General features: G+C 66.0%; 27 protein-coding genes, 1 tRNA gene and 1 pseudogene. 15 read left to right on the forward strand and 14 right to left on the reverse strand.

Annotated features, from left to right (window positions below; all coding sequences use genetic code 11):
• Nucleotides 1–104: 104 nt before the first annotated feature.
• Entirely contained in the window at nucleotides 105–848 is a 744-nt protein-coding gene (locus VLI63_RS05045) for a phosphoglyceromutase (protein ID WP_409155822.1), read from the reverse strand.
• A gap of 32 nt (nucleotides 849–880) precedes the next feature.
• Here VLI63_RS05045 and VLI63_RS05050 point away from each other — a divergent pair, with 32 nt between their 5' ends.
• Complete coding sequence (locus VLI63_RS05050) at nucleotides 881–1,666, forward strand: class I SAM-dependent methyltransferase (protein ID WP_409155823.1); 786 nt, start codon at nucleotides 881–883, stop codon at nucleotides 1,664–1,666.
• A gap of 12 nt (nucleotides 1,667–1,678) precedes the next feature.
• Here VLI63_RS05050 and VLI63_RS05055 read toward each other — a convergent pair whose 3' ends face one another.
• From VLI63_RS05055 to VLI63_RS05070, 4 genes are all read right to left on the reverse strand, one after another.
• Nucleotides 1,679–2,773 (reverse strand): FUSC family protein, encoded by a 1,095-nt coding sequence (locus tag VLI63_RS05055; protein ID WP_409155824.1) that lies wholly within the window; start codon nucleotides 2,771–2,773, stop codon nucleotides 1,679–1,681.
• A 16-nt stretch (nucleotides 2,774–2,789) separates the two neighbouring features.
• The gene (locus tag VLI63_RS05060; RefSeq protein ID WP_409155825.1) at nucleotides 2,790–3,893 is read right to left on the reverse strand and encodes a YgfZ/GcvT domain-containing protein; all 1,104 of its coding nucleotides are present in this window, start codon (nucleotides 3,891–3,893) and stop codon (nucleotides 2,790–2,792) included.
• Entirely contained in the window at nucleotides 3,862–4,458 is a 597-nt protein-coding gene (locus VLI63_RS05065; protein ID WP_409155826.1) for an FABP family protein, read from the reverse strand. Before VLI63_RS05065 ends, VLI63_RS05060 begins: the two co-directional genes overlap by 32 nt.
• A 132-nt stretch (nucleotides 4,459–4,590) precedes the next feature.
• Nucleotides 4,591–4,881 (reverse strand): hypothetical protein, encoded by a 291-nt coding sequence (locus VLI63_RS05070; RefSeq protein WP_409155827.1) that lies wholly within the window; start codon nucleotides 4,879–4,881, stop codon nucleotides 4,591–4,593.
• Nucleotides 4,882–4,959: 78 nt separating this feature from the next.
• On the opposite strand from VLI63_RS05070, the gene VLI63_RS05075 reads away from it, so the two are divergent.
• The 8 genes from VLI63_RS05075 to pstB all read left to right on the forward strand — a co-directional run bounded on the left by VLI63_RS05075 (nucleotide 4,960) and on the right by pstB (nucleotide 14,051).
• The gene (locus tag VLI63_RS05075) at nucleotides 4,960–5,652 is read left to right on the forward strand and encodes a response regulator transcription factor (RefSeq protein ID WP_354574350.1); all 693 of its coding nucleotides are present in this window, start codon (nucleotides 4,960–4,962) and stop codon (nucleotides 5,650–5,652) included.
• Nucleotides 5,630–6,430 carry a mycothiol synthase gene (gene mshD, locus VLI63_RS05080; RefSeq protein WP_409155828.1) on the forward strand — a complete coding sequence of 267 codons (801 nt, stop codon included), beginning with the start codon at nucleotides 5,630–5,632 and terminating at the stop codon, nucleotides 6,428–6,430. Before VLI63_RS05075 ends, mshD begins: the two co-directional genes overlap by 23 nt.
• Nucleotides 6,431–6,494: 64 nt before the next feature.
• Nucleotides 6,495–8,672: an RNA degradosome polyphosphate kinase gene (locus VLI63_RS05085; RefSeq protein WP_409155829.1), complete on the forward strand. Its 2,178-nt coding sequence runs from the start codon at nucleotides 6,495–6,497 to the stop codon at nucleotides 8,670–8,672.
• A complete protein-coding gene (locus VLI63_RS05090) occupies nucleotides 8,669–9,619 on the forward strand; it encodes an NUDIX hydrolase (protein ID WP_409155830.1) in 951 nt (316 codons plus the stop codon). The genes VLI63_RS05085 and VLI63_RS05090 overlap by 4 nt, the downstream gene beginning before the upstream one ends.
• A gap of 172 nt (nucleotides 9,620–9,791) precedes the next feature.
• The gene (gene pstS / locus VLI63_RS05095; protein ID WP_409155831.1) at nucleotides 9,792–10,916 is read left to right on the forward strand and encodes a phosphate ABC transporter substrate-binding protein PstS; all 1,125 of its coding nucleotides are present in this window, start codon (nucleotides 9,792–9,794) and stop codon (nucleotides 10,914–10,916) included.
• Nucleotides 10,917–11,007: 91 nt separating this feature from the next.
• Nucleotides 11,008–12,138 carry a phosphate ABC transporter permease subunit PstC gene (gene pstC / locus VLI63_RS05100; protein WP_409155832.1) on the forward strand — a complete coding sequence of 377 codons (1,131 nt, stop codon included), beginning with the start codon at nucleotides 11,008–11,010 and terminating at the stop codon, nucleotides 12,136–12,138.
• A 41-nt stretch (nucleotides 12,139–12,179) separates the two neighbouring features.
• Nucleotides 12,180–13,241, forward strand: a complete 1,062-nt coding sequence (gene pstA, locus VLI63_RS05105; RefSeq protein ID WP_409156581.1) for a phosphate ABC transporter permease PstA — start codon at nucleotides 12,180–12,182, stop codon at nucleotides 13,239–13,241.
• A 30-nt stretch (nucleotides 13,242–13,271) separates the two neighbouring features.
• A complete protein-coding gene (gene pstB / locus VLI63_RS05110; protein ID WP_185201611.1) occupies nucleotides 13,272–14,051 on the forward strand; it encodes a phosphate ABC transporter ATP-binding protein PstB in 780 nt (259 codons plus the stop codon).
• A 171-nt stretch (nucleotides 14,052–14,222) separates the two neighbouring features.
• Here pstB and VLI63_RS05115 read toward each other — a convergent pair whose 3' ends face one another.
• The 3 genes from VLI63_RS05115 to VLI63_RS05125 form a co-directional block, all read right to left on the reverse strand.
• Nucleotides 14,223–14,924 carry an anti-sigma factor gene (locus VLI63_RS05115; RefSeq protein WP_409155833.1) on the reverse strand — a complete coding sequence of 234 codons (702 nt, stop codon included), beginning with the start codon at nucleotides 14,922–14,924 and terminating at the stop codon, nucleotides 14,223–14,225.
• Nucleotides 14,925–15,049: 125 nt separating this feature from the next.
• Complete coding sequence (locus VLI63_RS05120; RefSeq protein WP_409155834.1) at nucleotides 15,050–15,655, reverse strand: sigma-70 family RNA polymerase sigma factor; 606 nt, start codon at nucleotides 15,653–15,655, stop codon at nucleotides 15,050–15,052.
• Between the two features lie 496 nt (nucleotides 15,656–16,151).
• A complete protein-coding gene (locus tag VLI63_RS05125; RefSeq protein ID WP_409155835.1) occupies nucleotides 16,152–16,781 on the reverse strand; it encodes a DNA-directed RNA polymerase subunit beta in 630 nt (209 codons plus the stop codon).
• A gap of 79 nt (nucleotides 16,782–16,860) precedes the next feature.
• Here VLI63_RS05125 and VLI63_RS05130 point away from each other — a divergent pair.
• From VLI63_RS05130 to VLI63_RS05140, 3 genes are all read left to right on the forward strand, one after another.
• Nucleotides 16,861–16,933 (forward strand) — tRNA-Lys (locus VLI63_RS05130).
• A 145-nt stretch (nucleotides 16,934–17,078) separates the two neighbouring features.
• Nucleotides 17,079–18,302 carry a cation:proton antiporter gene (locus VLI63_RS05135; RefSeq protein ID WP_409155836.1) on the forward strand — a complete coding sequence of 408 codons (1,224 nt, stop codon included), beginning with the start codon at nucleotides 17,079–17,081 and terminating at the stop codon, nucleotides 18,300–18,302.
• A gap of 68 nt (nucleotides 18,303–18,370) precedes the next feature.
• Entirely contained in the window at nucleotides 18,371–19,024 is a 654-nt protein-coding gene (locus tag VLI63_RS05140) for a TOPRIM nucleotidyl transferase/hydrolase domain-containing protein (protein ID WP_409155837.1), read from the forward strand.
• Nucleotides 19,025–19,064: 40 nt separating this feature from the next.
• Here VLI63_RS05140 and VLI63_RS05145 read toward each other — a convergent pair whose 3' ends face one another.
• From VLI63_RS05145 to VLI63_RS05155, 3 genes are all read right to left on the reverse strand, one after another.
• On the reverse strand, nucleotides 19,065–19,676 hold the full coding sequence (locus VLI63_RS05145) for a sigma-70 family RNA polymerase sigma factor (protein ID WP_409155838.1): 612 nt from the start codon (nucleotides 19,674–19,676) through the stop codon (nucleotides 19,065–19,067).
• Between the two features lie 199 nt (nucleotides 19,677–19,875).
• Complete coding sequence (locus VLI63_RS05150; protein ID WP_409155839.1) at nucleotides 19,876–21,315, reverse strand: diguanylate cyclase; 1,440 nt, start codon at nucleotides 21,313–21,315, stop codon at nucleotides 19,876–19,878.
• A complete protein-coding gene (locus tag VLI63_RS05155; RefSeq protein ID WP_409155840.1) occupies nucleotides 21,312–22,130 on the reverse strand; it encodes an alpha/beta fold hydrolase in 819 nt (272 codons plus the stop codon). The genes VLI63_RS05150 and VLI63_RS05155 overlap by 4 nt, the downstream gene beginning before the upstream one ends.
• Nucleotides 22,131–22,375: 245 nt before the next feature.
• On the opposite strand from VLI63_RS05155, the gene VLI63_RS05160 reads away from it, so the two are divergent.
• Nucleotides 22,376–23,185, forward strand: a complete 810-nt coding sequence (locus VLI63_RS05160; RefSeq protein WP_409155841.1) for an EAL domain-containing protein — start codon at nucleotides 22,376–22,378, stop codon at nucleotides 23,183–23,185.
• Here VLI63_RS05160 and VLI63_RS05165 read toward each other — a convergent pair.
• Entirely contained in the window at nucleotides 23,182–23,448 is a 267-nt protein-coding gene (locus VLI63_RS05165; RefSeq protein WP_255461119.1) for a hypothetical protein, read from the reverse strand. The two genes, VLI63_RS05160 and VLI63_RS05165, sit on opposite strands and share 4 nt — an antisense overlap.
• A gap of 145 nt (nucleotides 23,449–23,593) precedes the next feature.
• Between VLI63_RS05165 and VLI63_RS05170 the strand changes: the two genes are divergently transcribed.
• The gene (locus VLI63_RS05170) at nucleotides 23,594–23,911 is read left to right on the forward strand and encodes a hypothetical protein (protein ID WP_185201621.1); all 318 of its coding nucleotides are present in this window, start codon (nucleotides 23,594–23,596) and stop codon (nucleotides 23,909–23,911) included.
• Between the two features lie 68 nt (nucleotides 23,912–23,979).
• A complete protein-coding gene (locus VLI63_RS05175) occupies nucleotides 23,980–24,594 on the forward strand; it encodes a Pr6Pr family membrane protein (protein ID WP_409155842.1) in 615 nt (204 codons plus the stop codon).
• Between the two features lie 45 nt (nucleotides 24,595–24,639).
• Here VLI63_RS05175 and VLI63_RS05180 read toward each other — a convergent pair whose 3' ends face one another.
• Both VLI63_RS05180 and VLI63_RS05185 read right to left on the reverse strand, forming a co-directional pair.
• Nucleotides 24,640–25,725, reverse strand: coding sequence for a VIT1/CCC1 transporter family protein (locus VLI63_RS05180; protein ID WP_409155843.1), 1,086 nt, complete (start codon nucleotides 25,723–25,725; stop codon nucleotides 24,640–24,642).
• Between the two features lie 181 nt (nucleotides 25,726–25,906).
• A pseudogene (locus VLI63_RS05185) lies at nucleotides 25,907–26,494 on the reverse strand (aldose epimerase); the annotation flags it as partial.

A 26,494-nucleotide genomic window follows, 5' to 3' on the forward strand; every position in this document is an offset into this window, starting at 1 on the left:
GCGCGGGAATTCCTCTTGCGCCTCGACCGATTCCCGTCCTCAGGACCACCGCGCTGTGGGAACGGTGCGGTGGCCGGAAGAACGGCTGACGGTCGAGTGCGGCGCTACTTCTTGCCCTGCGCCGCCACTGCTGCCGCACCCGCGGCCGCAGCCTCGGGGTCGAGGTACTCGCCGGGCTTCACCGGCGCGAAGGTCTCGTCGAGCGTGTAGACCAGTGGGATGCCGGTCGGGATGTTCAGTTCGGCGATAGCGTCGTCCGCGATGTGGTCGAGGTGCTTCACCAGCGCGCGCAGCGAGTTGCCGTGCGCGGTGACGAGCACGATCTTTCCCGCGGCGAGGTCGACCGTGATGTCGGAGTGCCAGTACGGAAGCATCCGGTCGATGACCAGTTTGAGGGATTCGGTTCGCGGCAGGTCGTCGCCGAGGCCGGCGTAGCGCGGATCATGAGCCTGTGAGAATTCGCTGTCGTCGTCGAGCGGCGGCGGCGGAACATCGAAGGACCGGCGCCAGGTCATGAACTGCTCCTGGCCGTACTCGGCGAGGGTCTGCGCCTTGTCCTTGCCCTGCAGGGCACCATAGTGACGCTCGTTGAGGCGCCAGCTGCGCTTCACGTCGATCCAGTCCCGGTCGGCCACATCGAGCGCGATATCGGCGGTGTGGATGGCCCGCTTGAGAACGCTCGTGTACTGGATGTCGGGAAGGATGCCAGACTCCGCGAGAAGTTCGCCGGCCCGGTGGGCCTCGGTGCGTCCCACGTCGCTGAGGTCGACATCCACCCACCCGGTGAAGAGGTTCTTCTGGTTCCAGTCTGACTGGCCGTGGCGCAGGAGGATGAGCGTGTACGTCATGTCTCAACTCTAGCGAGCGGGATAATCGACGCATGCCCATCGGTTCGATCACTCGTGGGACCACCGGAACCAACCGGCTCCGCCGTGTCGACCGGTGGATCGCGGAGCTGCCGGCCTTCCGCCGCGCGGCCGATGCGCTCGTGGTCGACCTCGGCTACGGGGCATCCGCCACCACCACCCTCGAGCTGCACCAGAGGCTCTCCCGGGTACGGCCGCAGGTCGAGGTCGTCGGCCTAGAGATAGATCCGGCGCGGGTCGCGCTCGCGAGCATCTCCGCACGGGCGGGCGTGCGCTTCGCGCTCGGCGGATTCGAGGTGCCGCTGCCCGGTGAGCGCTCGGCCACGGTGATCCGCGCGCTCAACGTGCTTCGGCAGTACGACGAATCCGAGGTGCTCGCCGCGTGGCACCTGATGGTGTCGCGCCTCGAGCCCTTCGGAGTGCTCGTGGAGGGCACCTGCAACGAAGTGGGCCGCGTCGCCAGCTGGGTGGATGTCACGGCCGAAGGTCCCCGCACCCTCACGGTGAGCCTGCGCCTCGCCGAGCTCGAACGACCGTCGATCGTGGCGGAGCGACTCCCCAAGGTGCTGATTCATCGCAACGTGCCCGGGGAGGGGGTGCACGCGTTCCTGCGTGACCTCGATCGGCAGTGGCAGCTCAACGCAGCCCTCTCGGTCTATGGCCCGTCCCAGCGGTGGATCGCCACAGCACAGGGCCTCGCGGATGCGGGCTGGCCGGTGCAGGGAGGCCGGTCCCGGTGGAAGCTCGGGGAGCTCACGGTGCTCTGGGAGGCAGTGGCACCCCAGGGCTTCGTCTGGTGACCGAGAGGGTCGTCACACCTCTGGCAGCAGAGCTCGAGCCTTCTCGGCCGGCAGGTCCGCGGCCGTCAGCAGGTCGACGAGCAGAGGTCGCATCATCAGGATCACCACGGAATCGGTGACGGGCGCGCCGGCGACGACGGTGTCGGGGCGAAGCCGTTCGGCAACGGCCACGAGTCCGACCCGCGCCGTGTCGGCGAGCAGAGGATCGTCGAGGCTCTGCCCGAGCAACTCCACCGAGGTGCCGAGGCTCGCCATGATCGAGGCGATCCCGGGTCTCGGCGCACCATCGCGCACCAGGAAGTCGATGCGCCGGGCGATCACCCGAAGGTTGCGGGTGGCGAGATCCATGCCGCGGAGGACGCGCGTCTGCGCGAGCAGATCCGGGCGCCGACGGCGCAGGAACGGCGAGATCCGGGCGATCGCGGCGGCGGAGTCGAGGGATGCCGCCCAACTGTCGATGACCGGCTGGGTCGTGCGCAGTCGCTCGAGGGCATGCTCTGCGGAGGGCTCGTCCGCCCGCTCCAGCGCGAAGACCAGGGAATCCAGCGCCCCGTTGAGCGACGCGAAAAGGCGCCGGGCATCCTGACGTGCGAGCCGTCGGGGATCCCGGGGCACCAGGGCCGTGACGAGGAGCGCGACGATCCCCGCGATGATTCCGTCGATGCTGCGCACGAAGGGGCCACCGGCGGGGACGGGCAACAACATGACGAGCATCGATTGGACGCCGGCGGCAACCGCGAAGGCATTGCTCGGCGAGAGGGCGCGCGCCACGACCAGGGTCAGCATCAGCACGAGCGCGACCTGCCAGAGCCCCTGACCCACCGTGAGGAGCAACGCCTCGCTGAGCACGATGCCGATGACGATGCCGATCGCCGTCTCGAGCACCCGAACGGGGCGGGCATCCCGCACGAAGCCGAGGCTCGAGATGGTGACGGTGACCGCGAGCAGCGGCACCGCGTGTCCGAGAAGGTAGTGCGCCACCGCGTAGGAGGTCGAGGAAGCGATGACGATCTGCAACGCCGGCACGATCGATTCGACCGTTCGCCGGCCCGACGATCTCAGATCGAACACCTGTGGCACGACCGAGCGCACCCTGCCCGTCTGCATCGTCAGCGCTCGCTCCCTAGCGGGGAATCGCGCCGAGACGGGGAAGCCGTGGCACGTTCGCCGCGGCCCCGGCTTCCGGGGGCACGACGATCTCCTGGGCCGCGGGCACCAGGATGCCCTCAGACCGCACCGCGAGCTCGGCGAGGGGGTCGGCGGTGCGCTTAACCACCGCGAGCGCGATCGGTCCCAGCTCGAAATGACGGGCAGCGGATGTCACCGAGCCGACAGTCTTCTCGCCGAGAAGCACCTCGTCCCCCGGCGACGGCAGCACGGAGTCAGAGCCGTCGAGATGCAGCATCACGAGGCGACGCGGAGGGTGCCCGAGGTTGTGAACCTTGGCGACGGTCTCCTGTCCGCGATAGCAGCCCTTGCTGAGGTGCACGGCCGAGCGGAGCCAGTCGAGCTCGTGGGGGATCGTCTTCTCGTCGCCCTCGGTCGCCAGCCGCGGCCGCCAGGCCGCGATCCGCAGTGCCTCGAGCGCGAGGAAACCCGCGAGCGGAAGCTGGAGTTCGGGCAGAGCAGCGCGGGGAATGAGCACCTCGCTGTAGGTCCACTCCTCGGAAGGGTGATGATCCACGGCGGCATACTGCCAGCCTCCGGCAGCCACCACCGACCAGGGGTCGATCCAGACGAGTGGCACTCCGTTCGGAGAGGCGACCAGGATCTCCGGGGACCCGAGCGTGCCGATGGTGGCGAACTCGGCGGTGCGGTCGCGCACCTCTACCCGCAACATGAACACCATCTTCGAGAGCCAGGCGAACAGTCCTGGCGCTTCCTCGCGTTCCAGCAACAGCCACAGTTCCACGCCGTCGTCGAGCAGTCGCACCGCGTATTCGAGCCGGCCCGTCGCATCCAGGAGCAGCGTCTCGCTCGACTGTCCCGGCTTCAGGTCGGTGACGCTCTGGGAGGTGAGTGAGTTGATCCAGCTGAGCCGGTCGACCCCGGAGATGGACAGAACGGCCCGGTGGGACAGGTCAACCACGGCCTCGCCCGCGGCGAGCGAACGCTGTTCCGCGAGGGGATTACCGTAATGAGCGGCGACGCCGGCGTCGGTCCCCATGCCGTCGACCGCACCCGGGCGCTCGAGCTCACTCAAGGCGGGCCAGCCGTCCGGAGGCATGGGTGGCGAGTTCCTGTCCGAGCGCGGCGAGGTCCCACGCCCAGAGCATGTGATTGTCGACCAGCCCGCAGATGCGGGTCGAGGCGGTGTGCTCCTTGGAGGTGACGGACCGCATCACGGCATCCGTCGCCAGGTCGATGCGGGGTCCCTTGACCTGCCCGACGTAGAGTTCGCTGACCCCGCCGGGATGAAGGATCGACACCTCGATGTCGAACCCGTCCGAGGCGTTGCGCAGCGTCTCGACCGCGCGCGCGGTGGTGAATGGCTGGATGCCGACGCCCTGGAGCAGCCCGGGACCCGGGTCTCCTTCGGTCGCCTGGCGGCTCAGCCGCCAGTAGCCGGTCTCGGTGGCGAGCGGAGTGAGGTCGTCGTCGAGCAGCCAGGTGTAAGACGTGTAGTTGAGGTGGGGAAGCCCGTCATGGGTGAAGCTCATGCGGTGCCCGAACTCGTAGTTGCGGATCTCTTCCCCGACAGCGAAGTTGACCACGCCGGTACCCTCCCAGACCCCGATGAGCCACGAGAGCGGTACGAGTTCGGCGGGCAGGTTGACCGGTAGGTCGATCACAGCGTCCCTCTACTAGCGCTGGCCGCGGAAGAGGTTGAACAGCACCACCACGGAGACATAGCCGATGGCCAGAGTGGCGAGGATCAGCAGGCCGATGAAGAACAGCTCAAGACCGAGGTACATGATTCGATTCTATCCGGCGCTGAGCTGCAGAATGCCCAGCACGAGGGTCGCGACGCCGAGAATCACCACCGAGCCGCCGAGACAGGCCATCATGCGGTCGACGAGACCCTCTTTCTGCACGATCGCGAGCTGGATGCAGAAGGTGAGCAGCACGTCGGCGGCGAGCACGAACGGCACCCAGTCGAGGTAGTGCGCCCGCGGTACGAGCAGCCCGATGAGCACGGAGCCAACGACGGCGACGGACCAGACCGGGACGACGCTCGTGAGGGTGAGGCGAGTGGCGGGCTGGTCGATGGTCACCTGCCCAATTCTGCCCTACCCGCGCCTGACGTGGCCTCCAAGTGCCTTTAGACTGTGGTTCGGCACTTGGAGGACTCGTTGGCGCAGCTGTTGATCCTGACTTCCGCCGTCAACAGCGATGTCTTGCCGGCCCTCGGACTACTCAGTCACCGGACCCGGCAGATTCCCGCCGAGCCGGCGTCGCTCATCACCGCGCCGAGTTGTGACCTGATCCTCGTGGATGCCCGGCAGGACCTCGCGAGCGCGAAGTCGCTCTGCAAGATCCTCAACACCACGGGTGTCAATGTGCCCCTCATGTTGATCCTCACCGAGGGCGGCCTCACGGCCGTCAGCGCGGACTGGGGTGTCGACGACGTGATCCTCGAGACCGCCGGCCCCGCAGAGGTCGATGCCCGCATCCGTCTCGTGGTGGGCCGCCAGGCCCTCGACAAGACCAGCAACAAGATCCACGCCTCCGGTGTCGTGATCGACGAAGCGAGCTATTCGGCGAAGGTGCACGGGCGGCCGCTCGACCTCACGTTCAAGGAATTCGAGTTGCTGCGCTTTCTCGCCACGCATCCGTCCCGCGTCTTCACCCGCGAGCAGCTGCTCAGCGAAGTCTGGGGCTACGACTATTTCGGTGGCACCCGCACTGTCGACGTGCACGTGCGGCGCCTCCGGGCGAAGCTCGGCGACCTCGAGTCGCTGATCGGCACCGTGCGAAACGTGGGGTATCGCTTCAACGTGTATGAAGACGACACCGAGCGCCTTGCCCAGTCCGTCAATTCCTGAGTTCCTCGCTCGTCTGATCGAGCGAGCCAGGGATGCCGACGGCCAGCCTCCCTTCTCCGACGGCGCGCTGGTCGAGCTGCGCACCGGCGCAAAGTCCCTGCTGGAACTCGAGCACGCCGCAGCCGTCTACTCCAGCACGGAGGCCGAGTTCGTCGTGGACCCCGCTCGGCGCGGTGCCGGAATCGGAACCCGGCTGCTCGACCAGCTCCTGGAGCGATGCGAGCCTTCCGTCAAGATCTGGGCACACGGCGACCACCCGGCGGCACGCGCCCTCGCGGCCAGCCATCACCTCGTCGCGATGCGGGAACTCCACCAGCTGCGGATGCCGGTTCCCTTTCGCCCGGAAGTCGCGTCGGACTTCGACCGCTTCCGCCCCGGCGTCGATGAGGAGTCCTGGGTCGCGCTCAACGCGAAGGCCTTCGCCTTCCACCCCGAACAGGGTTCCGTGACGGTTGCCGACCTCGCCGAGCTGGAGGCAGAGCCGTGGTTCGAGGCCGACGACTTCATCGTGAGCCGCGACGGCGAGGGTCTCGCCGGCTACTGCTGGCTGAAGATCGAAGACGGCATCGGTGAGTTCTACGTGGTGGGCGTCGATCCCGACCGGCAGGGTGAGGGGCTCGGCCGTCGGCTCATGGCCGCCGGCTTCGCGCGACTGGCCGACCGCGGCATCCGCACCGCCGCACTCTACGTGGAGTCCGACAACGAGCCGGCGATAGCGCTGTACCGCTCCCTGGGATTCACCGCGCATTCGGTCGACATCCAGTACGCCCGCGCCTGAGCCGTTTACCTGCAGTTAATGCACCTCGCGATGACGGCAACAGGCGAAGTGCGATGATTTAGGTATGAGCAACGAGACGTATCTTGGCGACGCCGGATTGGCCACCGACAGTCTCGACGATGACGACTACGAGTCGACCTGGGTGGACGACGGCACTCTGCCCCCGGAGCGCTATCTCGACCGAGAGCTGAGCTGGCTGGCGTTCAACACCCGGGTGCTCGAGCTCGCGGAGGACCCGGAGTTGCCGCTCCTCGAGCGGGCGAACTTCCTCGCGATCTTCGCGAGCAACCTCGACGAGTTCTTCATGGTGCGAATCGCCGGTCTCAAGCGCCGCATCCTCACCGGGCTCGCCGTGCCGACCAACATCGGGGCCGCACCGACAGAGGTGCTCGCCGTGATCCAGGATCGCGCGCACGAGTTGCAGGCCCGCCACGCGCTCGCCTTCCGCGAACTGGTGAAACCAGACCTCGACGACGCCGGCATCCACATCGAGACCTGGGCCGACCTCGGCCAGGCCGATCGCGACTCCCTCGACGAGATCTTCGCGGCCCGCATCTTCCCGGTGTTGATGCCGCTCGCCGTCGACCCGGCGCATCCGTTCCCCTACATCTCCGGACTCTCGCTCAACCTGTCGATCCGGGTGCGCAATCCCAAGATCGGCAAAGACGAGTTCGCCCGGCTCAAGGTGCCGCCGATGCTGCCTCGCTTCGTGCAGCTTCCGGACGACGGGAGCGGCCTGCTGCGCTTCATCCCGCTGGAAGACCTCATCTCCAACCATCTCGGAGACCTCTTCCCCGGCATGGAGGTGCTCGATCACCACGAGTTCCGCGTCACGCGCAACGAGGATGTGGTGCTCGAGGAGGACGAGTCGGAGAACCTGATCCAGACCCTCGAGCGGGAGTTGCTTCGCCGCCGCTTCGGTCCGCCCATTCGTCTCGAGATCACCGACGACATGGATGACCTCACGCTTGGCCTCCTCGTGCGCGAACTCGACATCACCGACTCCGAGGTCTACCGGCTTCCCGCCCCCCTCGACCTCGGCGGACTGTTCGAGCTGAACAAGATCGATCGCCCGACCCTCAAGTACCGCAAGCATGTGCCGACGACCGCGTCCCAGCTGATGCCGCTCGAACCCAATGCGACACCGGACATCTTCGGATCGATCGCCCGCCAGGACGTGCTGCTTCACCACCCTTACGAGTCTTTCGCGACGAGCGTGCAGGCATTCCTCGAACAGGCCGCGACAGACCCCGACGTGCTCGCCATCAAGCAGACCCTGTACCGCACCTCCGGTGACAGTCCGATCGTTGAGGCGCTGATCCAGGCCGCCGAATCCGGCAAGCAGGTGCTTGCGCTCGTGGAGATCAAGGCCCGGTTCGACGAGTCGGCAAACATCTCCTGGGCGCGCAAGCTGGAGAAGGCCGGGGTTCACGTGGTCTACGGGCTCGTTGGACTCAAGACGCACTGCAAGCTCGCGCTCGTGATCCGCCAGGAGAACGGCGTGCTCAAGCACTACAGCCACATCGGCACCGGCAACTACAACCCCAAGACCAGCCGCATCTATGAGGACTACGGGCTGCTCACCGCGAGCGCCACCGTCGGCAAAGACCTCACGCGACTGTTCAACGAGCTCTCCGGGTATGCGATCGAAAAGAAATTCAAGCGCTTGCTCGTCGCGCCCCTCCACCTGCGCAAGGGACTGATCAAGCGCATCCGTATCGAAGCCGACAACGCCCGCAACGGCATGCCGTCAGGTATCCGCATCAAGCTCAACTCGATCGTCGATGAGGCCATCATCGATGCGCTGTACCGCGCGAGCGAAGCCGGTGTGCCCATCGAGCTGCTTGTCCGCGGCATCTGCGGCGTCAAGCCCGGCGTCGACGGACTGAGCGGCAATATCGAGGTGCGGTCGATCCTCGGCCGCTATCTGGAACATTCCCGCATCTTCTCCTTCATCAACGGCGGCGATCCCCAGGTCTACATCGGCAGTGCGGACATGATGCATCGCAACCTCGACCGACGGGTCGAAGCGCTCGTGCGCCTCACCTCCCCCGACCACCTTCGGCAGATCGAGGATCTCTTCGACCTCTCCATGTCCGATGACACTGCCCACTGGAAGCTCGCCGCCGACGGGAGCTGGACACGGCACTACCGGGCGGAGGACGGGTCGCTGCTCGAGGACATGCAGAATGTGCTCATGCGACAGGTGTCCCAGAGAAAGCGCACCGGAGTAGTGCGTTGACCCTCACCGGCCCCGCTGTCGTACAGGCCGCGGGAGCGGTGTGCTGGCGGGAGACTCCCTCGGGCATCGAACTGCTGGTGATCCACCGCGGTGACCGCGCGGACGTCTCCATCCCCAAGGGCAAGGTGGATCCGGGGGAGACTCCCCCGCAGACCGCCGTGCGCGAGATCGCCGAGGAGACCGGGCTCGCGATCGCGCTGGGCGCGCCCCTCGGCTCGACCGAGTACACGATGCCGGGAGGTCGCGAGAAGATCGTGCACTACTGGTCGGCGGAGGTCTCGGATGAGGCGATCGCCGGGTCGACCTTCGTGCCGAACAAGGAGGTGGCGGCCGTCGAGTGGCTGTCGGTCAAAGCCGCGCGGGCCGCCCTCAGCTACGAACTCGACCGGGATGTGCTCGACCGGTTCTCGGCGCGGGCGAAGGCCCGCACCATCCGCACCTTCCCGATCATCGTGCTGCGCCACGGTCGCGCGGTGCCGCCCGCCAGCTGGGACGGACCGGATTCGACGCGGCCGCTGCTGCATCGCGGGCTCGAGCAGTCCCGCAATGTCGCGCCGGCCATCGCGGCCTGGGCACCGGAGAAGCTCATCAGCAGCACTGCCGCGCGCTGCCTCGCCACGATCGAACCGGTCGCCGCTCTCACCGGACTACCCATCAAGCAGTCGACGGGAATCAGCCAGGATGCCTGGGAAGACGGTGCCGCCCGGGTGCACAAGGCCGTTCGCAAGCGGCTCGCGGCGGGGGTGTCGGTGGTGCTGTGCAGCCACGGGCCCGTGATCCCTGAGATCATCGCGGAGACCGCCGCTCTCACCAACACGCCCCTCGATGCTCCCCTGCGCCGCGCCGGCATGCTGTCGACCTCGGAATTCACGGTGATGCACGTGTCGTCGGAGCATCCCGATGCCCCCCTAGTCGCCGTCGAGACCCACGGCCCGGCGTTCCTCTGAGCCATCGTCCGTGGGCCGGGAATTCGAAGCTCGTTAACCTCTTGTTCATCTTCTAGGGAGAGCGTGGACACTCGCCGCACATAGCGTCTTCTCTTGGACCAGCACCGGTCTTCCCGGCGGCCGAGCCCCAAGCTGCTCGCCCGCCGGAGTCACCACCCCCGAAGGGAACACAGTGAAGTTCACTCACGCCGCTTCGGCGGGCGCACTCGCGCTCGTCGCCGCACTCGCACTCTCCTCTTGTGCAAGCACTCCTAGCACCCCCGCCGCGAGCACCACCCCCAAGGCCAGCGTTGCTGCCCTCGACAAGACGCTCACCGGCACGATCACCGCCGGCGGATCCAGCGCACAGGCCAATGCCGAGGCAGCATGGACCGCCGCGTTCCAGGCCCAGGTGCCCGGCGTGACCATCAACTACGACAAGTCCCAGGGCTCGGGCGGTGGAGTCACCAACTGGCTCGCCGGCAGCTACGACTTCGCGGGCTCCGACGCACCGCTCAACGCTGACCAGCAGACCTCTGCGGCCGCTCTCTGCGGAACCGGCGGAGCGCTCAACCTCCCCGTCTACCTCGACGGCGTCGCCGTCATCTTCAACCTCTCCGGGGTTTCGAAGCTCAACCTCTCGTCTGCCACGCTCGCCAAGATCTTCAGCCTCCAGGTGAAGACCTGGAACGACCCGGCCATCGCCGCCGACAACCCCGGCGTCACGCTTCCCTCCACCGCGATCACCACCGTGACCCGCTCGGACGGATCGGGAACCACCCAGAACTTCACGAACTACCTCAGCGAGGTTCAGCCCTCCGTCTGGACCTCCCCGGCAAGCAACAAGTGGCCGATCGCCGGATCGAGCGCCCAGCAGGGTGGATCGGGTGTCGTGAACACGGTCAAGGCCGGAGACGGCACCATCGGCTACGCGGACCACAGCGCCATCGGCGACCTCACCGCCGCGTCGATCCAGGTCGGCACCGGTAAGGACTTCGTCGCGTTCAGCCAGAAGGGTGCGACCAACGCGTTCACCGCTGCGGCCGTTGCCGCCGACACCACGGTGAAGGGTGACCTCGCGCAGAAGCTCGACTACACCAAGATCACCGACAAGTCGGCCTACCCGATCCCGCTGGTCTCTTACCAGATCGTCTGCACCACCTTCAAGGACGCGGCCCAGGCCAAGCTCACGAAGGCCTTCATCGGCTACGTCGCCAGCGACATCGGACAGCAGATCACGGCCAAGAACGCCGGTTCCGCTCCGATCCCGGCGAGCATGCTCGCCTCGATCCAGAAGAGCCTCGCTCTAGTCAAGTAGCGCTTGCTCTGCCAGTCTGTGGTCAGTCCGCAGCGCGGGTCTGACCACAGACTGGCTCACGATGTACCCGGCATCCTCGAGAAAGAAACCAGTGAGTAACACCGAAGCTGTTCCCTCCCCGAGTGCCACCGTTTCTTCCGGTCCCCGATCCCCCCTGGGGGGCTCGGGGCCGGCCCGCGTCAAGTCCCGGCCCGCGGACCGCATCTTCTTCGGCCTGAGTTTCGCCTCCGCCGTGTCGATCATGGTGATCCTCGCCGGTGTGGCCCTGTTCCTGATCGTGCAGGCCGCGCCCGCGATCGCCGCCAACTGGTCGAGCAACACCGACCTCAACTCCGGCCCGACGAGCGGCTACGCCAGTTTCTGGGCGTATGTCGGTCCGCTCATCTGGGGCACGCTCTGGGTCTCGCTCTTCGCCCTCATCCTCGGCGCACCGGTCGCGATCGGAATCGCGCTCTTCATCTCCCACTACGCCCCCCGCCGCATTGCCGGTGTGCTCGGCTACCTCATCGACCTGCTCGCGGCGGTGCCGTCGATCGTCTTCGGCCTCTGGGGCATCATCGTGATCCGCCCCCTGCTATTGCCGCTCACCGACTGGCTCAACCAGAATCTCGGCTGGATCCCCATCTTCAGCGGCCAGGCATCCACCACCGGCTCGACGATCCTGTCGGGAGCGGTCGTGCTCGCCGTGATGATCCTTCCCATCATCAGTTCGATCTCCCGCGAGATCTTCCTGCAGACCCCGCGACTCCACGAAGAGGCCGCCCTCGCCCTCGGCGCCACCAAGTGGGAGATGATCAAGCTCGCCGTCTTCCCCTACGCCCGCTCCGGCGTCGTGAGCGCGACATTGCTCGGCCTCGGCCGTGCGCTCGGTGAGACCATGGCGATCGCGCTCATCATCTCGCCCTCGATCGAGGTCTCGACCCGCATCCTCACCGAGGGCCAGAACTCGCAGACGATCGCCGCGAACATCGCTCTCAACTTTCCGATCGCCAACCCGCTGCAGCGCTCCGCACTCATCGGCACCGGCCTCATGCTGTTCGTGATCTCGCTCGCGGTCAACATGCTCGCCCGCTTCATCGTGTCCCGCACGAGCTCGGGCAGCACCCGCCGCAAGCCCCGCACAGCGAAGGTCTCGGCTCAGGCCGAGCAGCCGGTCTCCGGCGCGACATCCACCTCCTCTGCGTCGATAGCGTCCCCCCGATCCGAAGGAGGCACCGCGTGACCACCGCCGTGCAGTCCGGTGCCCGCAAGCCCCAGGGGCCGATGACCAACGCTCTGACGACGGGCCAGCTGCCGCGCTTCGTCGAGTTCTACGTGCTGGCGGGTGCCCTGGTCATCAGCGCCGGCGCGCTCCTGCTGATGGGATTCAACTGGGGCGGCTGGATCTTCGTCTCGATCATCGTCTACCTCATTGGACTCGCGGCCCTCTCCACGGTGGCCGAGAACCGCCGCAAGGCCGTCGACCGCATCGTTCGCAGCCTCGTGACCATCGCCTTCCTGCTCGCGATCGCTCCGCTCATCTCCACGCTCTACACGGTCACGGCGAAGGGGATCGGCCAGCTCAACTGGGCCTTCATCTCGCAGACCGGCGGTGCCGTCTTCAACGCCGAGACCCTCAAGGTCACGGTCACCTCCGGAGCGTTGCAGGCGATCGTCGGCACCCTGGAGATCACCGGGATCGCGGCCCTCATGTCGATCCCGATCGGCATCCTCACCTCGATCTACCTCGTCGAGTACGCCCAGCCCCAGCAGTGGATGGCGCGCACCGTCACGTTCCTCGTCGACGTGATGACGGGCATCCCCTCTATCGTCGCCGGGCTTTTCGCGTTCGCGCTGTCCACCCTCATCGTCGGCCCGAAGGCCTTCAGCGGATTCTCCGCCTCCGTCGCTCTGTCGGTGCTGATGATCCCGATCATCGTGCGGGCCTGTGAGGAGATGCTGAAGCTTGTGCCGAACGACCTGCGCGAGGCATCCTTCGCGCTCGGCGTGTCCCGCTTCTCCACCATCGTGAAGATCGTGCTGCCGACCGCCATCGCGGGCATCATCACCGGCGTCATGCTGGCCATCGCCCGGGTGATCGGCGAGACGGCCCCGATCTTCATCGCGGCGAGCTTCACCGACAACTTCAACTCGAACCCCTTCAGCGGCCCGATGCAGACCCTGCCCGTGCTCGCCTACACCGGCTACAAGTTCCCGAGCCAGGACATCGCGGCATCGAACGCGTCGGCCTGGGGCGCCGCCCTGCTGCTCATCCTCATCGTCGTTATCCTCAATATCGTCGCTCGCATCATCGCCCGGATCTTCGCCCCCAAGGGCGCCCGGTAGCGGCACGACGAACAGACCCGAAGGAAAACTGTGTCAAAGCGCATCGAAGTGAACGATCTCAACATCTACTACAGCGACTTCCTCGCGGTGGAAGGCGTGTCGATCTCGATCGAACCCCGCACCGTCACCGCCCTGATCGGGCCGAGTGGATGCGGCAAGTCCACGTTCCTGCGCACGCTCAACCGCATGCACGAGGTGATCCCCGGCGCTCACGTCGAGGGCGAGGTCATCATCGACGGCAACAACCTGTACGGCGAAGGCGTGGATCCCGTGCTCGTGCGCCGCCAGGTGGGTATGGTCTTCCAGCGCGCCAACCCGTTCCCCACCATGTCGATCCGCGACAACGTGCTCGCCGGCGTCACCCTCAATAACCGCAAGCTCTCCAAGGGCGACGGGGATGCCTTGGTGGAGCGGTCCCTCCAGGGGGCGAACCTGTGGAACGAGGTCAAGGACCGCCTCGACAAGCCCGGAATGGGCCTCTCCGGCGGCCAGCAGCAGCGCCTGTGCATCGCGCGAGCCATCGCGGTCTCCCCGGACGTGCTGCTCATGGACGAGCCCTGCTCGGCGCTCGACCCCATCTCGACCCTCGCCATCGAAGACCTGATCGAGGAACTGAAGCTCGACTACACGATCGTGATCGTGACGCACAACATGCAGCAGGCCTCACGGGTATCGGACCGCACCGCCTTCTTCAACATCGCCGGCACCGGCAAGCCGGGCAAGCTCATCGAATACAACGACACGAACACCATCTTCTCGAAGCCGAGCGTGCAGGCCACCGAGGACTACGTGTCCGGCAAATTCGGATAACCGGTCTCGAAACGGTCGCTGAGCGACCTCCGCGACCCCGGTGATCGAGTAGCGCCCGGGTGATCGAGTGTCGCCCTCGAGGCGCGTATCGAGAACGCCGCTGAATGCCTCGACACGTTTGCTCAGCGACCTACTCTGCCGCCGGTGCCCAGGTATCGAGAACCGAAGACGTCAGGCGCTGGGTACCGCCACGATCGGCGCGGTGGTCGGCGTCTTGGAGCCGCCACTCGGTTCTACGGTGATGCCGAGGGTATCGCCTTCGGTCATCGCTCCGGCGAGCACGCTCACAGTCCTGCCCGATGACGCGGCGTCGAAGATCCCCGCCGGTGTCGCCTTCGAGGCCGTGTCGATGTACCAGAGTTCGTAGGTCTTGCCGCCAGCGAGTTTCGGGAGCTTGTCGATCACCACTGCAGACTTCTTGAGGCCGACGGACCAGACGAAGGTCGCCTTGCCGCCGCCCGAGACATCCGCCTTGGCCTGCTGGTAGTCGCTCGCGGCGACGATCGCCGAAATGGCCGCCGCCTGCTGCTGGGACTCGTTGCCCGCAGACAGCCCGAGGATGTTGCCTCCGACGAAGAGCGCGACCGCAGCGGCCGCAGCCACCAGGATCGATGCCGGTCGGGTGAACCATCGAGCAGTGGCCTTCGTCGACGCCCGCGTTGGCGTGCCGAGGCTCGCCGTGCGGATGGCTTCAGCGGAGGCGTCCTGCTGCGGGGTGGTCACCGCGGGTACCGCGGTGAGAGTCGGACGCACCGCCGGAAGCGGGGCGAGCTGGGGCGTCACGGCGATCTGGGCCATGAGGCGGGCCTTGAGGTCCGCAGGAGGCGCGACCGGGTCGGCCGAGAGTCCGATCAGCACCGCTGTATCCGACAATGAAGCCACCTCCGCCCGTGCCTCTTCGGATGTCAGCAGATATGCCTCGAACCGAGTCTTTTCGTCGCCGTCAAGTGCGTTCAACGCGTACGCGCCGCTGAGGAGGTGTAGTTCTTCGCGGTCAGTCACGATGCCACCCCCAATTCGTCACGCAGGCGGATCATGCCGTCGCGCAGTCGTGTCTTCACCGTGCCGATGGGCACGCTGAGCATTGCTGCCACTTCACTGTGGCTGTAGCCGCCGTAATACGCAAGGGTGACAGCCTGGCGCTGCAGTTCGGTCAATTGCGACATGGCTTCCTTCACCCTCTCGTGTTCAATGGTCGTTTCTACCGTGTCCGCCACATTGTCGTAGTCGGAAACGTAATCCCTGATGCCGATCTTCACGTCACGATCGCGACCGGACTGAGATGACCTGATGCGGTCGACCGCGCGTCGGTGAGCCATGGTGAGGATCCAGGTGGATGCCCCGCCCTTGCTCGGTTCGTACCGGGACGCGTTCTGCCAGATCTCCAGGAACACTTCCTGGGTCACTTCTTCCGATTGCGCGTGATCCACGAGAAGCCTGCGGATCAGCCCGAATACTCTCGGGGAGATCTCGTCGTACAGTGCCCCGAAAGCCGCCTGATCGCCGCCCGCGATTTGCGCGAGCAGAGTCTCTTTGGTCGCAGGTTTGTCCATGGACTCGTAGTCCTGGCTGCGGTCGGTTTCACGGGGCACGAGCTTAAGCATTGCAAACAATCCGTGTGATCGTGCGCGGCACCGAAAAGACACTCGTGGTGAGCGTCCATTTCGGCACCTCGATGTTCAGTTGTGCGTCACCAGCGCAACCGGAGTGGCTTCGATTCGCTTCCGAGGCCGTTCCGTCTGTGCGGGTCACAACTGGAGTTCGCAACCGATGGCAAATCGGATTGGTCTGTGGCGGATTCTGTGGCGGATCCGATGGATTCGCGGCATCCCAGAGAAAGATGGGTGCCAGGCCGCAGAAACGCCTCTCGGCGCTAGGCCGCTCGAAGCGGCGAATATTGGAGCCCGGGGTTACTGCGGCCCGGCGGTGGCCCTTTCGAGCCGTTGACGATTGTACCCGTCGACGCTGGATGCTTTCACTCCGGTGGGCGGCACGATCGCGTCGACGCCATCCCTCGTCGAGTTGCGCTCTTCTGCGGGTCAGCCAGCGCGCGAACCCACACAAGCATGCAACTCGCGAACCTCCGCGGCCGGGGACGATTCAGTCGAGTGAACCGGCGCGCCAGAGCCTGGCGCAGGAGACGAACTCCGTTGCCGTCTGCGAGAGACGGAGGGCACGGGTGGTGAGTTCGGATGCTCGCTCCGGCGAGGTGGCGTCGGAGTCGTCCGCAACGCTGGTGGCACCCAGCGCGGTGATGCGACAGAAGGCCGCGGCGCGGTCGAGGGCCACGCCGAAGTCGCCCTGGAAGAGACCACGCAGAATCTGGTCGGCGAGCGCGATGATCTCCGCGGGGCCGGTGGGAGCGGTCGCGCCGGCGACGACGGGATCGATGGTGGTCGCGATCTCGGTGCCCCGCTGGAACAGGTAGGCGATGCCCTCGGCATCCTGCCGCACGAGAGCACGCATGAGGTAGATGCGCCAGAGCGCTCCGGGCAGGCTGCGCGGGCTCGCGCGCGCCCAGAGTTCGGCGACGGCGTCGATACCGTGCTCATCGGTGAAGGCCACGAGCCGGTCGACGACCCCCTGGTCCGAGCTCTGCCGCACGCGACTCAGCAGCGCGCCCGCGGTCTCGTGGGCGACGCGACTGATCTGGGCTGGGTCTTCCCCACCAACGAAACTCTCGAACTTGGCGCCCGAGAACTGTGTCGGCTTGTGGAACTCGTCGGTCATCCGATAAAGCCTAAGCGAGCGGATGCCGCACTGGCCTCTCGTTCGCCGGTCGCGCAATCCACGCTAGATTTAACGGCAGGGGCCTCTAGCTCAGTTGGTAGAGCATCGGACTTTTAATCCGTGGGTCGTCGGTTCGAGCCCGACGGGGCCCACTCCTGGCTGCTGTGTTTCGGCGGAGATGTCACGAGGGAGACCAGTCAGCATGCCACCCATCGATCGAACAGCGATTCGTCGCCGGGAGCGGCACGGCGCTGAAGGCCCAGCGATCGGCGCCGTCGCACGGGATGGGCGGCAGCGATGATCCTCAGCTTCGGTCTCGTCCTGGTCGCCGCCATCCTCATCTCCGGCCTCGCCCACCGCACCGTGTTGTCGACCGCGGTGGTGTTCCTGTTCGCCGGGTTCCTGCTCGGCGACGGCATGGCCAATGTCATCACGCTCAAAGCCGGCGACCCGCAGGTCACCCAGATCGCCCAGATCGCGCTGTTCGTGGTGCTGTTCACCGACGGCCAGCATCTGGCGGTGCGCGACCTGGCCCGGGCCTGGCGCCTGCCCGGGCGAGCGCTCCTTCTCGGGATGCCCCTCACATTCCTCATCACCACCGTGCTCGGAGTCACGCTTCTCGGGTTGCCGCTTCTCGAAGCGCTGCTGATCTCGGCCGTGCTCGCCCCCACCGATCCTGTCTTCGCCTCGGCGATAGTCGGACGCACCGAGATCCCCGCACGCATCCGCGGACTTCTCAACGTCGAATCCGGGCTCAATGACGGGCTCGCACTGCCCGTAGTGCTCGTACTGGTGGCTGCGGTCGGAGGACCCACCGTCGAACCGCTCGTGCTCGCTCTGGAGCTCGTGGGTGGAATCGCCCTCGGGGTCGTCGTGCCTCTACTCGTTTCCCTTCTGCTGCGCATCCGATTCCTCACCACGACTCCGCTGTACGCCTCTCTCGCGCCTGTCGCGATCGCGATCATCATCTACGGTGTCGCGGACGCCACCGGCGCGAATCTCTATCTGGCAGCCTTCTCTGCAGGCATAACCATCGCCAGCGCAGCTCCGGCTCTGAGGGACGCCTTCAGGGAGTACGGCGAGTTCATCGCGGAAAACGTCAAGCTGGTCGCCATCTTCGTCTTCGGTGCTCTCATCACTCCGAGTGTGCTCGGGGACGTGTCGCTGGCCGGCTATCTCTTCGCGCTGCTCACCCTGGTCGTCGCAAGGCCCATCGCGGTCGAGCTGGCGCTGATCGGCAGCAAGCTGCCCTGGCAGGAAAGAGCGACCGCCGCCTGGTTCGGCCCCAAAGGATTCGCGTCCGTGCTGTACGGCCTGCTGGTGCTGGACAGCGGAAACCCGGATTCCGAGCACCTCTTTCACCTCATCGTTGTGGCGATCTCACTCTCGATCGTCGCCCACTCGTCAACCGACGTTCCGATCGCCAGCTATTTCGGTCGGGTCACCACGGCGCAACACAAGACCTCCACCGAGCCCGGCTCTCCCTCGATCGCGCCCTCCGAGCCCCGGCAATCCGACTAGGCCCACCCCGGCCTCTGCCCGCCCGCTCCTCGTCCGCGTCCATTTCACGGGCCTGCGAGACTTGAGTCATGCATGACATGGCTCGCTTTCGCGATGCCGCGGTCTCGTGGGCGGCCGCGGGTGCCGACGCGGATGCCGCAGCCGGGATCGCTCGCGGGCTCGCCGGGCGCGTTGCAACGGTCGTGCTCGTCGAAGGACAGAGTGACGCCGCAGCGGTCGACACCTTTGCGAAACGCCTGGGTCGGGACGTCGAACTCGAGCACATCAGCATCGTGCCGGTCGGAGGCGCCACCTCCGTTCGCCGGTTCCTCGAACCGTTCGGCCCGGCGGGGCTGGATCTGCGGCTCTCCGGGCTCGTGGATGCCGCGGAGGAGCGCTTCTTCCGCCAGGCGGTGCAGGGCTCAGACCGTCATCCGGAACTCACCCGGGGCGAGATGGAGCAGCTCGGCTTCTTCGTCTGTGTACCCGACCTCGAGTTCGAGCTGATTCGCGCGATCGGCACCGAACGCACGATCGAGGTGATCTCAGAAGAGGGGGATGCGAGAGCGCTGCATCGCTTCCGGAACCAGCCGGCGCAGCGCGGACGAGCCCTGGAGCAGCAACTGCACCGCTTCATGGGGACCACCAGTGGCCGGAAGTCCCGGTACGCGATCGCGCTGGCGTCCGCCATCGACGTCTCGCGCATGCCCCGTCCGATCGGGGCACTTCTCTCGTTCGTGTGAGCGGGGGCTCACGCTCGCCGGGATCGCCGGGATCCCCCGGTCAGGCGAGCGTTCTCTCAAGGGTCGCGCCGATACCCAGTTCGTCGCGCAACCGGATGAGGGCTTCACGTAACCGGGACTTGAGCGTGCCGACCGGGATCTGCAGGCGGGCTGCCAGCTCTGGACCGCTCAGCCCCTCGAAGTAGGTCATCGAGATCGCATCGCGCTGGATGACGGTGAGTCGGGCCATCGCGATCGACACCCGCGCAGACTCGACCGAGAGTTCTCCCGCCTCGGACACCGGGTCGAAGTTCACTTCGCGGTCGCGCACTCCGATGCGCAGGTCGCGGTCCCGGCTGGCCTGCGTCGCGCGAACGCGGTCAACGGCACGGCCATGGGCCATCATCATGATCCAGCTCACCGCGGAACCCCGTGACACATCGAATCGGGATGCCGACCGCCACACCTCGAAGAAGACGTCCTGCGTGACCTCCTGGGAGAGTCCGTCATCCACCAGTGTGCGTCGGATCAGGCCGTGAACGCGAGGAGCCATCGCATCGTAGAGGTCGCGGAATGCCGCGTGATCTCCCGCTGCGACTCTGCCGAGGAGATCATTGGACACCGTGCGCGCCAATGACGCCGATTCGCTGTCGGCTGTCGGTTGAATCGTCATGCGTCGCATCCTCTTGGCAGGTTGATCGGGAGGCTGACGGTCTCTGGGGCAGCGATTCGAAGCTACGGGGCACAACCGGATCGCGAGGGGCCTTGACAATAGCCTCATGTTTATGCAGTCCCGCGGAGCCCAGCGAATCATTGACATATTCGGCTCCGCCTCAACATCACATTTCGCTACACGATTGGGTGAGATCGTTTCAGGCCTGCAGAACGGTGATCCGGTCTTTGCCTGCCTTCTTCGACTCATACATCGCAGAGTCGGCTGTAGCGATGAGGTCGGCGCCCGAAATGGGATGGCCTGCACGGGGTCGATAGACGGCCACCCCGATACTCACCGTCAGTGTCTGTTCAGCGGGCAGACGGTCGTCGGGAGTGCGGACCGCGACGCGCAATCGCTCGGCAACCGCCGAGCCCTCCGCTTGGTCCGAGTCTGCGCAGACGATAAGGAACTCGTCGCCACCCAGCCGACCGACGACATCGTCCTGTCGCACGGCTGCGACCAGCCGGTCGGCCACCACGCGCAGAATGACGTCCCCCCTGCTGTGGCCCAGGGAGTCGTTTATCGCCTTGAACCCATCGAGGTCGAGGAAGATCACGGTGACCGGGCCTCCGTGGCGGTGAGCTGCCGCGAGGGTCGGCGCCAGGCACTCCTCGAGAAGACGCCGGTTGGCTAGTCCGGTGAGTGGATCGTGGAGCGCGAGGTGATGGAGTTCGTCGTGCAGCCGGATCCGGCTGAGCACCAACATCGCCTGCCAGGCGAGAGTGCCCATCAACAGAGCCCCGGAATCGTCGATCGCACGCTCACGGCCGAAGTAACAGACCAGCACGCCCACCACGATTCCTTCCGCGATCAAGGGCACCGCCCAGAGCGCATCCACCCGCGCCGCGGCCATCGCGTGCCCCGTCGAGGGGTAGCGCGCAAGCGCCTCATCGATATTCTTGAGAACGACAATCTGTGAGCTGTCACAGGCGTCACGCTCGGGACGTGGGTCGGGGGATTCCGTGATGCTCACCGGTTGGGAGCCACCGGCTCGCTCGAACCCTCCCGACTGGTCGAGGAGTAAAAGCGCGACATCCGGGGCTGCGAACGCGTGACGCGCCACGGCGACGAAGGCCTCAGCGAGCGCACCGACCGTCGTCGTCGCATCGAATGCGGCCGAGGCCTCCTGGATGATGCGAACGCGGGACTCCGACAGCTCTGCAGCACGCTGGGCCGAGAGCAGCTGTCGCTCGTAGTCCTGTCGGGATGTCGAGTCGAAGACGGCGGTCCTGATGAAGATCGGTGCACCGGACGCATCCGTCGCGACGATGGAATTCACCAGCACTGACAGCTCCGAGCCATCGGGCCGCACGAGGATGAGCGCGACCTGGTGGATCTCGTTCGCGAGTCGCAGCACCGGCAGATAGCGCGTTTCGAAGAACAGCTGACTCGCGGGAGAAAGCAGCTGTCGGAAAGTCGTGCCGATGAGGGCCTCGCGAGACGTAGCCATCCACGCCGCGAAAGTCTGATTGACGCTAACGATCACGCCGTCCATCGTCGTCGAAAGTAGGCCGCACGGAGCAGCGTCGTAGAGCACCTCCGGCGATTCCTCGATCGGCGGCGTCTCTGCGGCGCCCGCCCGCCCCAGTGCGCTCATCCGATGAAGTCGAGAATTCGACGCGCGAGTTGAGCCGGGTCTGAGAGATTGGGGCAGTGGCCGCTTGATGTGAGCATCACCAACTGACTCCCGCTGATCTGCTCATGGACATACCGACCGACAGGGGCCGGGGCGATCACGTCCTCCCTGCTTTGAAGTACAAGGGTGGGAACAGACACCCTGGCGAGGTCCCGACGATTGTCTGAGAGGAACGTCACCCTCGCAAAATGCCTGGCGATCGTCGGGTCGGTGGTGCAGAAGTTCTCGGTGAGTTCCCGACCCAATTCTGGTCGATCGGAATTCCCCATCATGAGAGGCGCGATCGTTGCGGACCACCCCAGATAGTTGGAGTCGAGGGTGTCGAGAAGGGAATCGATGTCTGCCCGGGCAAAGCCGCCACGGTAATCGGCGTCGTCGATATAGCGAGCCGAAGGTCCGACCAACACCAGAGCGCCGAAGCAAGAACTGTCGCGATTGGCCGCGAGAATGCCGACCATCGCGCTGACCGAATGTCCGACGAAGACCGCCTGCGTCAGACCGAGGGCGTCGATTATCTCGAGAACATCCTGCGCGTAGCCATCCAGCGAATCGTATTTTCCGTGATCGTAGGCGGCGAGATTCGACCCTCCCGCACCCACGTGATCGAACAGCACCACCCGATAGTCCCGCTCGAAGAAGGGGACCATATGGCGCCAGACTTCCTGGCTGCAGCCGAATCCGTGAGAAAAGACGATCGGACGACCGTTCGGGTTGCCCAAGACGCGCACGTTGTTACGAACCAGCGGATCGCCGAGGGCTTCTGCGGAGGGGATCATGACAGCTCTCGGGTCGCGGGTAGCGAGCAAATACGATACATCGCCACGTTCCGGACGAATTGGGCGAATGCCGTCTTCCGCCGGGCCAGAGCCTGCACGCGGTTCGTCGCCACTGGAGAAGCTGGATACGTCGGAGTTGCGCGCGAGTTTATCTTACCGGCGACGACCATGGGGGGCGTTGACAAACTCGCGTGACGACGGGGAGGGTTGCCTCACAGCCATCGGTCGCGCAGAGGAGGAGTCGGGTGAGCATTCAGCCCTCGGCGGTCCCGCTCGGCGAATCCGAGCTATCGGAAGCCATCGCCCGGGGGGAGATCGTCGCGCACTTCCAGCCTCAAGTCGACCTGAGGACGGGGGACATCGTTGCCGTCGAAACTCTCAGTCGCTGGGAACATCCGCACCGCGGTGTCATCGGCCCCGGAGAGTTCATCCCCCTCGCGGAACGAACCGGACTGATCCACCGCATGGGCGCGCACATGATCGAACAGGGTTGTCGGGTCGCCGCTGGCTGGATCGGCCGGGGGCGCCCAGTCGAAGTGTCGATCAATGTCTCGGCGACGCAACTCTCGACCCCGCTTTTCTTCGCGGATGTCATCTCGAGCCTCGAGCGCACGTGCCTTCTTCCCGGTCTCCTCACCCTGGAGATCACCGAATCACAGGCGATCACGGACATCCGCCCGGTGCGCGATCACCTCGGCCAATTGCGGGATCGAGGCGTGGGGATCTCGATCGATGATTTCGGCACCGGATACTCCTCGATCGAGCGATTGCTCCGGCTCGGTGCAACCGAACTGAAACTCGATCGCACCTTAATTCAGGCACGCAGTGATTCCACACTCGCCCTCGTTGCCGCCGTCGTCTCGCTCGTTCACGAGCGCGGTATTCGCGTCGTAGCCGAGGGCGTCGAGACCGCAGACCACCTGGAACAGACGCGTCGACTGGGATGCGATCGCGCGCAGGGCTTTCTCTTCGCACCGCCCACGACAAGCACCCGTCTCGAGCAGGTGTTCTCTGCGAACCGTCCCGCCGACTGGATTGCCTCAGAAAGCCTCTAGAAGGTGCTACCGATGTCGCCGCCGAGCTCGACATCAGTGGAATCGATTCGCGCTTCCTCCGCAGACTCGCCCCCGACATCGAGCCGCGTCCACAACACCGGCATTCCGGGCGAGAACAGGATCTCGACACCGCTGCCCGACTTGAGCGGCGGGATAGTCACGTAGCCCCCGCCCGCCTTGATGGCTTCGAGGATCCGTGATTTGAGCGCGGTAACGGGATCGGGGAGGAAGTAGTCTCGCCCATCGACGGTAAGGCGGTTCACTATCACTGGTTTCCTCAGCTCGGGAACGATCGCGTCGGTCGGTCGACCGCGGTCCAAGGGTACGCCCGTTGATCGCGCCTTCCGACGGCGACTATCCTGCAACCAGCAGGGAATCGCCTGTCGTCACAGACCGCAAGGGGGCACCGTGGGCGTTCTCTACTACGGCGACAGCGAATTCGAACTCGATGATCGACTCCTCACTCACCTGCAGATCGTCATCAGCACCAAATTGCGGCGGGGCGAGAATTTCTTCCTCTCGTGGATTCAGCCGATGGAGCGGGGCAGCGGGCGTCACGCGATCTGGATTGACAACGGCATCCGCATCCATTTCTTCTTCAGTGGATCCCGGCCCGCAGGCGTGAACCGCGCCTGGGTCGAATCGCTGATGCTCGCGGCAGGCAGGCCATCCGGCCTTCAACTCGGTGATGAGGCGGAGCCGCGCGGCGAAGCTAGCGACAAGTAGGGATCCGTCACGCTACGCTCTTTTCCACGGCGACCAAGATCGCTTCCCCCTAGGAATGGCGGACATCGGTGAAGCAACTCTTCGGGCTCCTGCGGTTGGTGGCTGGGCTCGCGATCCTCGCCGCCATTGTCGGTCAGTTCGCGTACAGCGCTGAGCGCACCACGATCAACCCGGTCAACTTCTTCGGCTACTTCACTATTCAGAGCAACATCATCACGATGGTCGCCTTCCTCGCCTCGGCGTATTTCCTCTTGAGCCGCAAGAAGCAGCCGAGCTGGGTGATCTCCCTGCGGGCCATCGCGACGACGATCATCGTGATCGTGGGGATCGTCTACAACACGCTGCTCGCCGGTGCCTCGCTTGCCGGCTCGTTCGACCTCCGGTGGTCGAGCAATATCCTGCACATCATCATCCCCATCTACGCGCTGGTGGACTGGGTGTTCTTCGCCGACCGAAAGAGACTGCCGTACAACCGACTGTGGATCGTGCTGATCTATCCGGTCGTCTGGCTCGTCGTCATCCTGATCCGCGGTGCCACCGACGGCTGGGTGCCCTATCCGTTCCTCGACCCGGCGACCGGCTACGCGTCTGTTGCCGCGTATTGCGTCGCGATCTCGGTCTTCACAGTTCTCTTCGGACTCGTGGTGTTCGCGCTCAGCCGGGTGCGCATCCTCAAGCCGTAGGCGCATTCCCGAGACCCGCGGAGAGAATCTGTCCGCGGTGCACTGTTAGCCGGTCGACGTGCCGAAGAGCAGGCCGAGCAGGTAGGTGACAGCCGCCGCGCCATAGCCGATGCCGAGTTGGCGGAGGGCGCGACGCAGCGGCGGTCCGCCGGAGAGCAGGCCGACGACCGCGCCCGTGCCGAGGAGGGCCAGGCCAACGAGCACCGCCGCGACCAGGAGAGCCGCGATTCCCTCGAGCCCCAGGAGGTACGGCAGCACCGGGATGACGGCGCCGGACGCGAAGAAGCAGAAGCTCGAGATCGCGGCGCCGAAACCCGAGCCGACGGCTTCGTGCCTGTCGACGGGAGCTTCCTGGTCGGCGAGGCTGTGATCCTGAAGCACCTCGGCCGCCCGGGCGGCAGCGTCACCCGGTGTCATACCGCGCGCCCGGTAGACGAGTGCGAGTTCGTTCGCGTCCACGTCGAGGTGTGGGAGGGCACTGTTGCTCTCGGGATCGGGGGTGGATGCTTCAAGCAACTCCCGCTGGGACCGCACCGACACGTACTCCCCCGCCCCCATCGAGAGGGCCCCGGCGAGGAGTCCGGCGATGCCGGCGAGGAGGACCACATGGTTGGGCACCCCGCTCGCGCTGATGCCGATCACGAGAGCGAGGTTGGAGACCAGCCCGTCATTCGCGCCGAAGACGGCGGCGCGGAAGGTGCCGGAGAGCCGGTTGCGCCCGCGAGCGGCGAGACCGCGCACCACCTCGGCGTGGATCCGCTCATCGGCGGCCATCGCGGGGGTGGCATCCGTGTCCGAGTCGTAGGGGGAACGGGCCTCGGCGCGCTGCGCGAGCGCGAGCACGAAGACCGACCCGAACCGACGGGCGAGAAAACCGAGTGAGCGGGTGCGGAAGTCTCCGCGGCGTGGCTTGCCGACCTGGTCACCCAGCAGGTCGAACCAGTGCTGTTCGTGGCGACCCTCCGCGTCGGCGAGCGCGAGCAGGATCGCCCGCTCTTCTCCGGAGCGACGGCCGGCGAGATCGCGGTACACCGAGGCTTCGGCCTTCTCGTCGGCGAGGTACTGGCGCCAGCGACGGAGGTCGGAAGAGCTGGGGGCAGAGGGGGAGGAGGGCGGGCGCGTGACGCTCACGGGGATCCTTTCGGTCTCGAAGAATCCGCGGGTCTCGCCGGAGTCTCCTGTGGGACCGAAGGTCTCGTTCGCCGAAGCAACGGCATTCGTCGCTTCGGTGGGGTACCGGGCCGGTCGTCGTGACCCGCCAGTATGTCGATACTCCCGACTACACCGGTCTTACCGACCCGGCGCGAGGGAACTACTCCCCTTCGTTGCCTCCAGAGTAGCGGATGCCCCAGGAACCCGACCAGCTCTCGCCCGGATCGAGCCACTTCACGCCCTGGCCGCTGTTGAAGGCGTTCGGCGGTGCGGTCATCGGCTCTACCGCGATCGCCGTCGCGAGCCCGCCATCCCGAGGGAAGATGCGCGTCGTGAACACCTGCACGTAGGCGAAGTCGGACTCCTGCCACAGCTCGACGAATCGGCCGTCCGGTGCGGTGAGCCGGTGGCGGCTCACGCCGTCCACGGAGGTCACACCGCCGAAAGCATCGTCCAGATCGAGGCCGGCCACCAACCGACCGGCGCGCAGATCGTACGCCGTGCCCTCGACGGTCGTCTCTCGGATCGGGTTGAGCCGGTCATCCGTCTCGAAGCGGGTGCCGGCCGCTACCGCGAGCGTGAGCTCGTATGTCGGCACCTCGCCGATGCGCAGGAACGGATGGGTTCCCACCGCATAGGGCGCGCGGTCTCGGCCGACGTTCACGACACCGTGGGTCACGCGGATGCCGTCGTCGACGAGTTCGTAGCGCACCGTGGTGTCGAGGGTGAACGGGTACCCGCGGGTCGG

Source organism: Lacisediminihabitans sp. H27-G8, assembly GCF_046156175.1.
Lineage (GTDB): Bacteria > Actinomycetota > Actinomycetes > Actinomycetales > Microbacteriaceae > Lacisediminihabitans.

What these genes read in the sequence shown, in the direction of transcription:
- VLI63_RS05045 (WP_409155822.1), bottom strand. Translation starts at nt 848, where the DNA reads ATGACGTACACGCTCATCCTCCTGCGCCACGGCCAGTCAGACTGGAAC.
- VLI63_RS05050 (WP_409155823.1), top strand. Translation starts at nt 881, where the DNA reads ATGCCCATCGGTTCGATCACTCGTGGGACCACCGGAACCAACCGGCTC.
- VLI63_RS05055 (WP_409155824.1), bottom strand. Translation starts at nt 2,773, where the DNA reads ATGCAGACGGGCAGGGTGCGCTCGGTCGTGCCACAGGTGTTCGATCTG.
- VLI63_RS05060 (WP_409155825.1), bottom strand. Translation starts at nt 3,893, where the DNA reads ATGCCTCCGGACGGCTGGCCCGCCTTGAGTGAGCTCGAGCGCCCGGGT.
- VLI63_RS05085 (WP_409155829.1), top strand. Translation starts at nt 6,495, where the DNA reads ATGAGCAACGAGACGTATCTTGGCGACGCCGGATTGGCCACCGACAGT.
- pstA (WP_409156581.1), top strand. Translation starts at nt 12,180, where the DNA reads ATGACCAACGCTCTGACGACGGGCCAGCTGCCGCGCTTCGTCGAGTTC.
- VLI63_RS05120 (WP_409155834.1), bottom strand. Translation starts at nt 15,655, where the DNA reads ATGCTTAAGCTCGTGCCCCGTGAAACCGACCGCAGCCAGGACTACGAG.
- VLI63_RS05125 (WP_409155835.1), bottom strand. Translation starts at nt 16,781, where the DNA reads ATGACCGACGAGTTCCACAAGCCGACACAGTTCTCGGGCGCCAAGTTC.
- VLI63_RS05135 (WP_409155836.1), top strand. Translation starts at nt 17,079, where the DNA reads ATGATCCTCAGCTTCGGTCTCGTCCTGGTCGCCGCCATCCTCATCTCC.
- VLI63_RS05140 (WP_409155837.1), top strand. Translation starts at nt 18,371, where the DNA reads ATGCATGACATGGCTCGCTTTCGCGATGCCGCGGTCTCGTGGGCGGCC.
- VLI63_RS05145 (WP_409155838.1), bottom strand. Translation starts at nt 19,676, where the DNA reads ATGACGATTCAACCGACAGCCGACAGCGAATCGGCGTCATTGGCGCGC.
- VLI63_RS05150 (WP_409155839.1), bottom strand. Translation starts at nt 21,315, where the DNA reads ATGAGCGCACTGGGGCGGGCGGGCGCCGCAGAGACGCCGCCGATCGAG.
- VLI63_RS05155 (WP_409155840.1), bottom strand. Translation starts at nt 22,130, where the DNA reads ATGATCCCCTCCGCAGAAGCCCTCGGCGATCCGCTGGTTCGTAACAAC.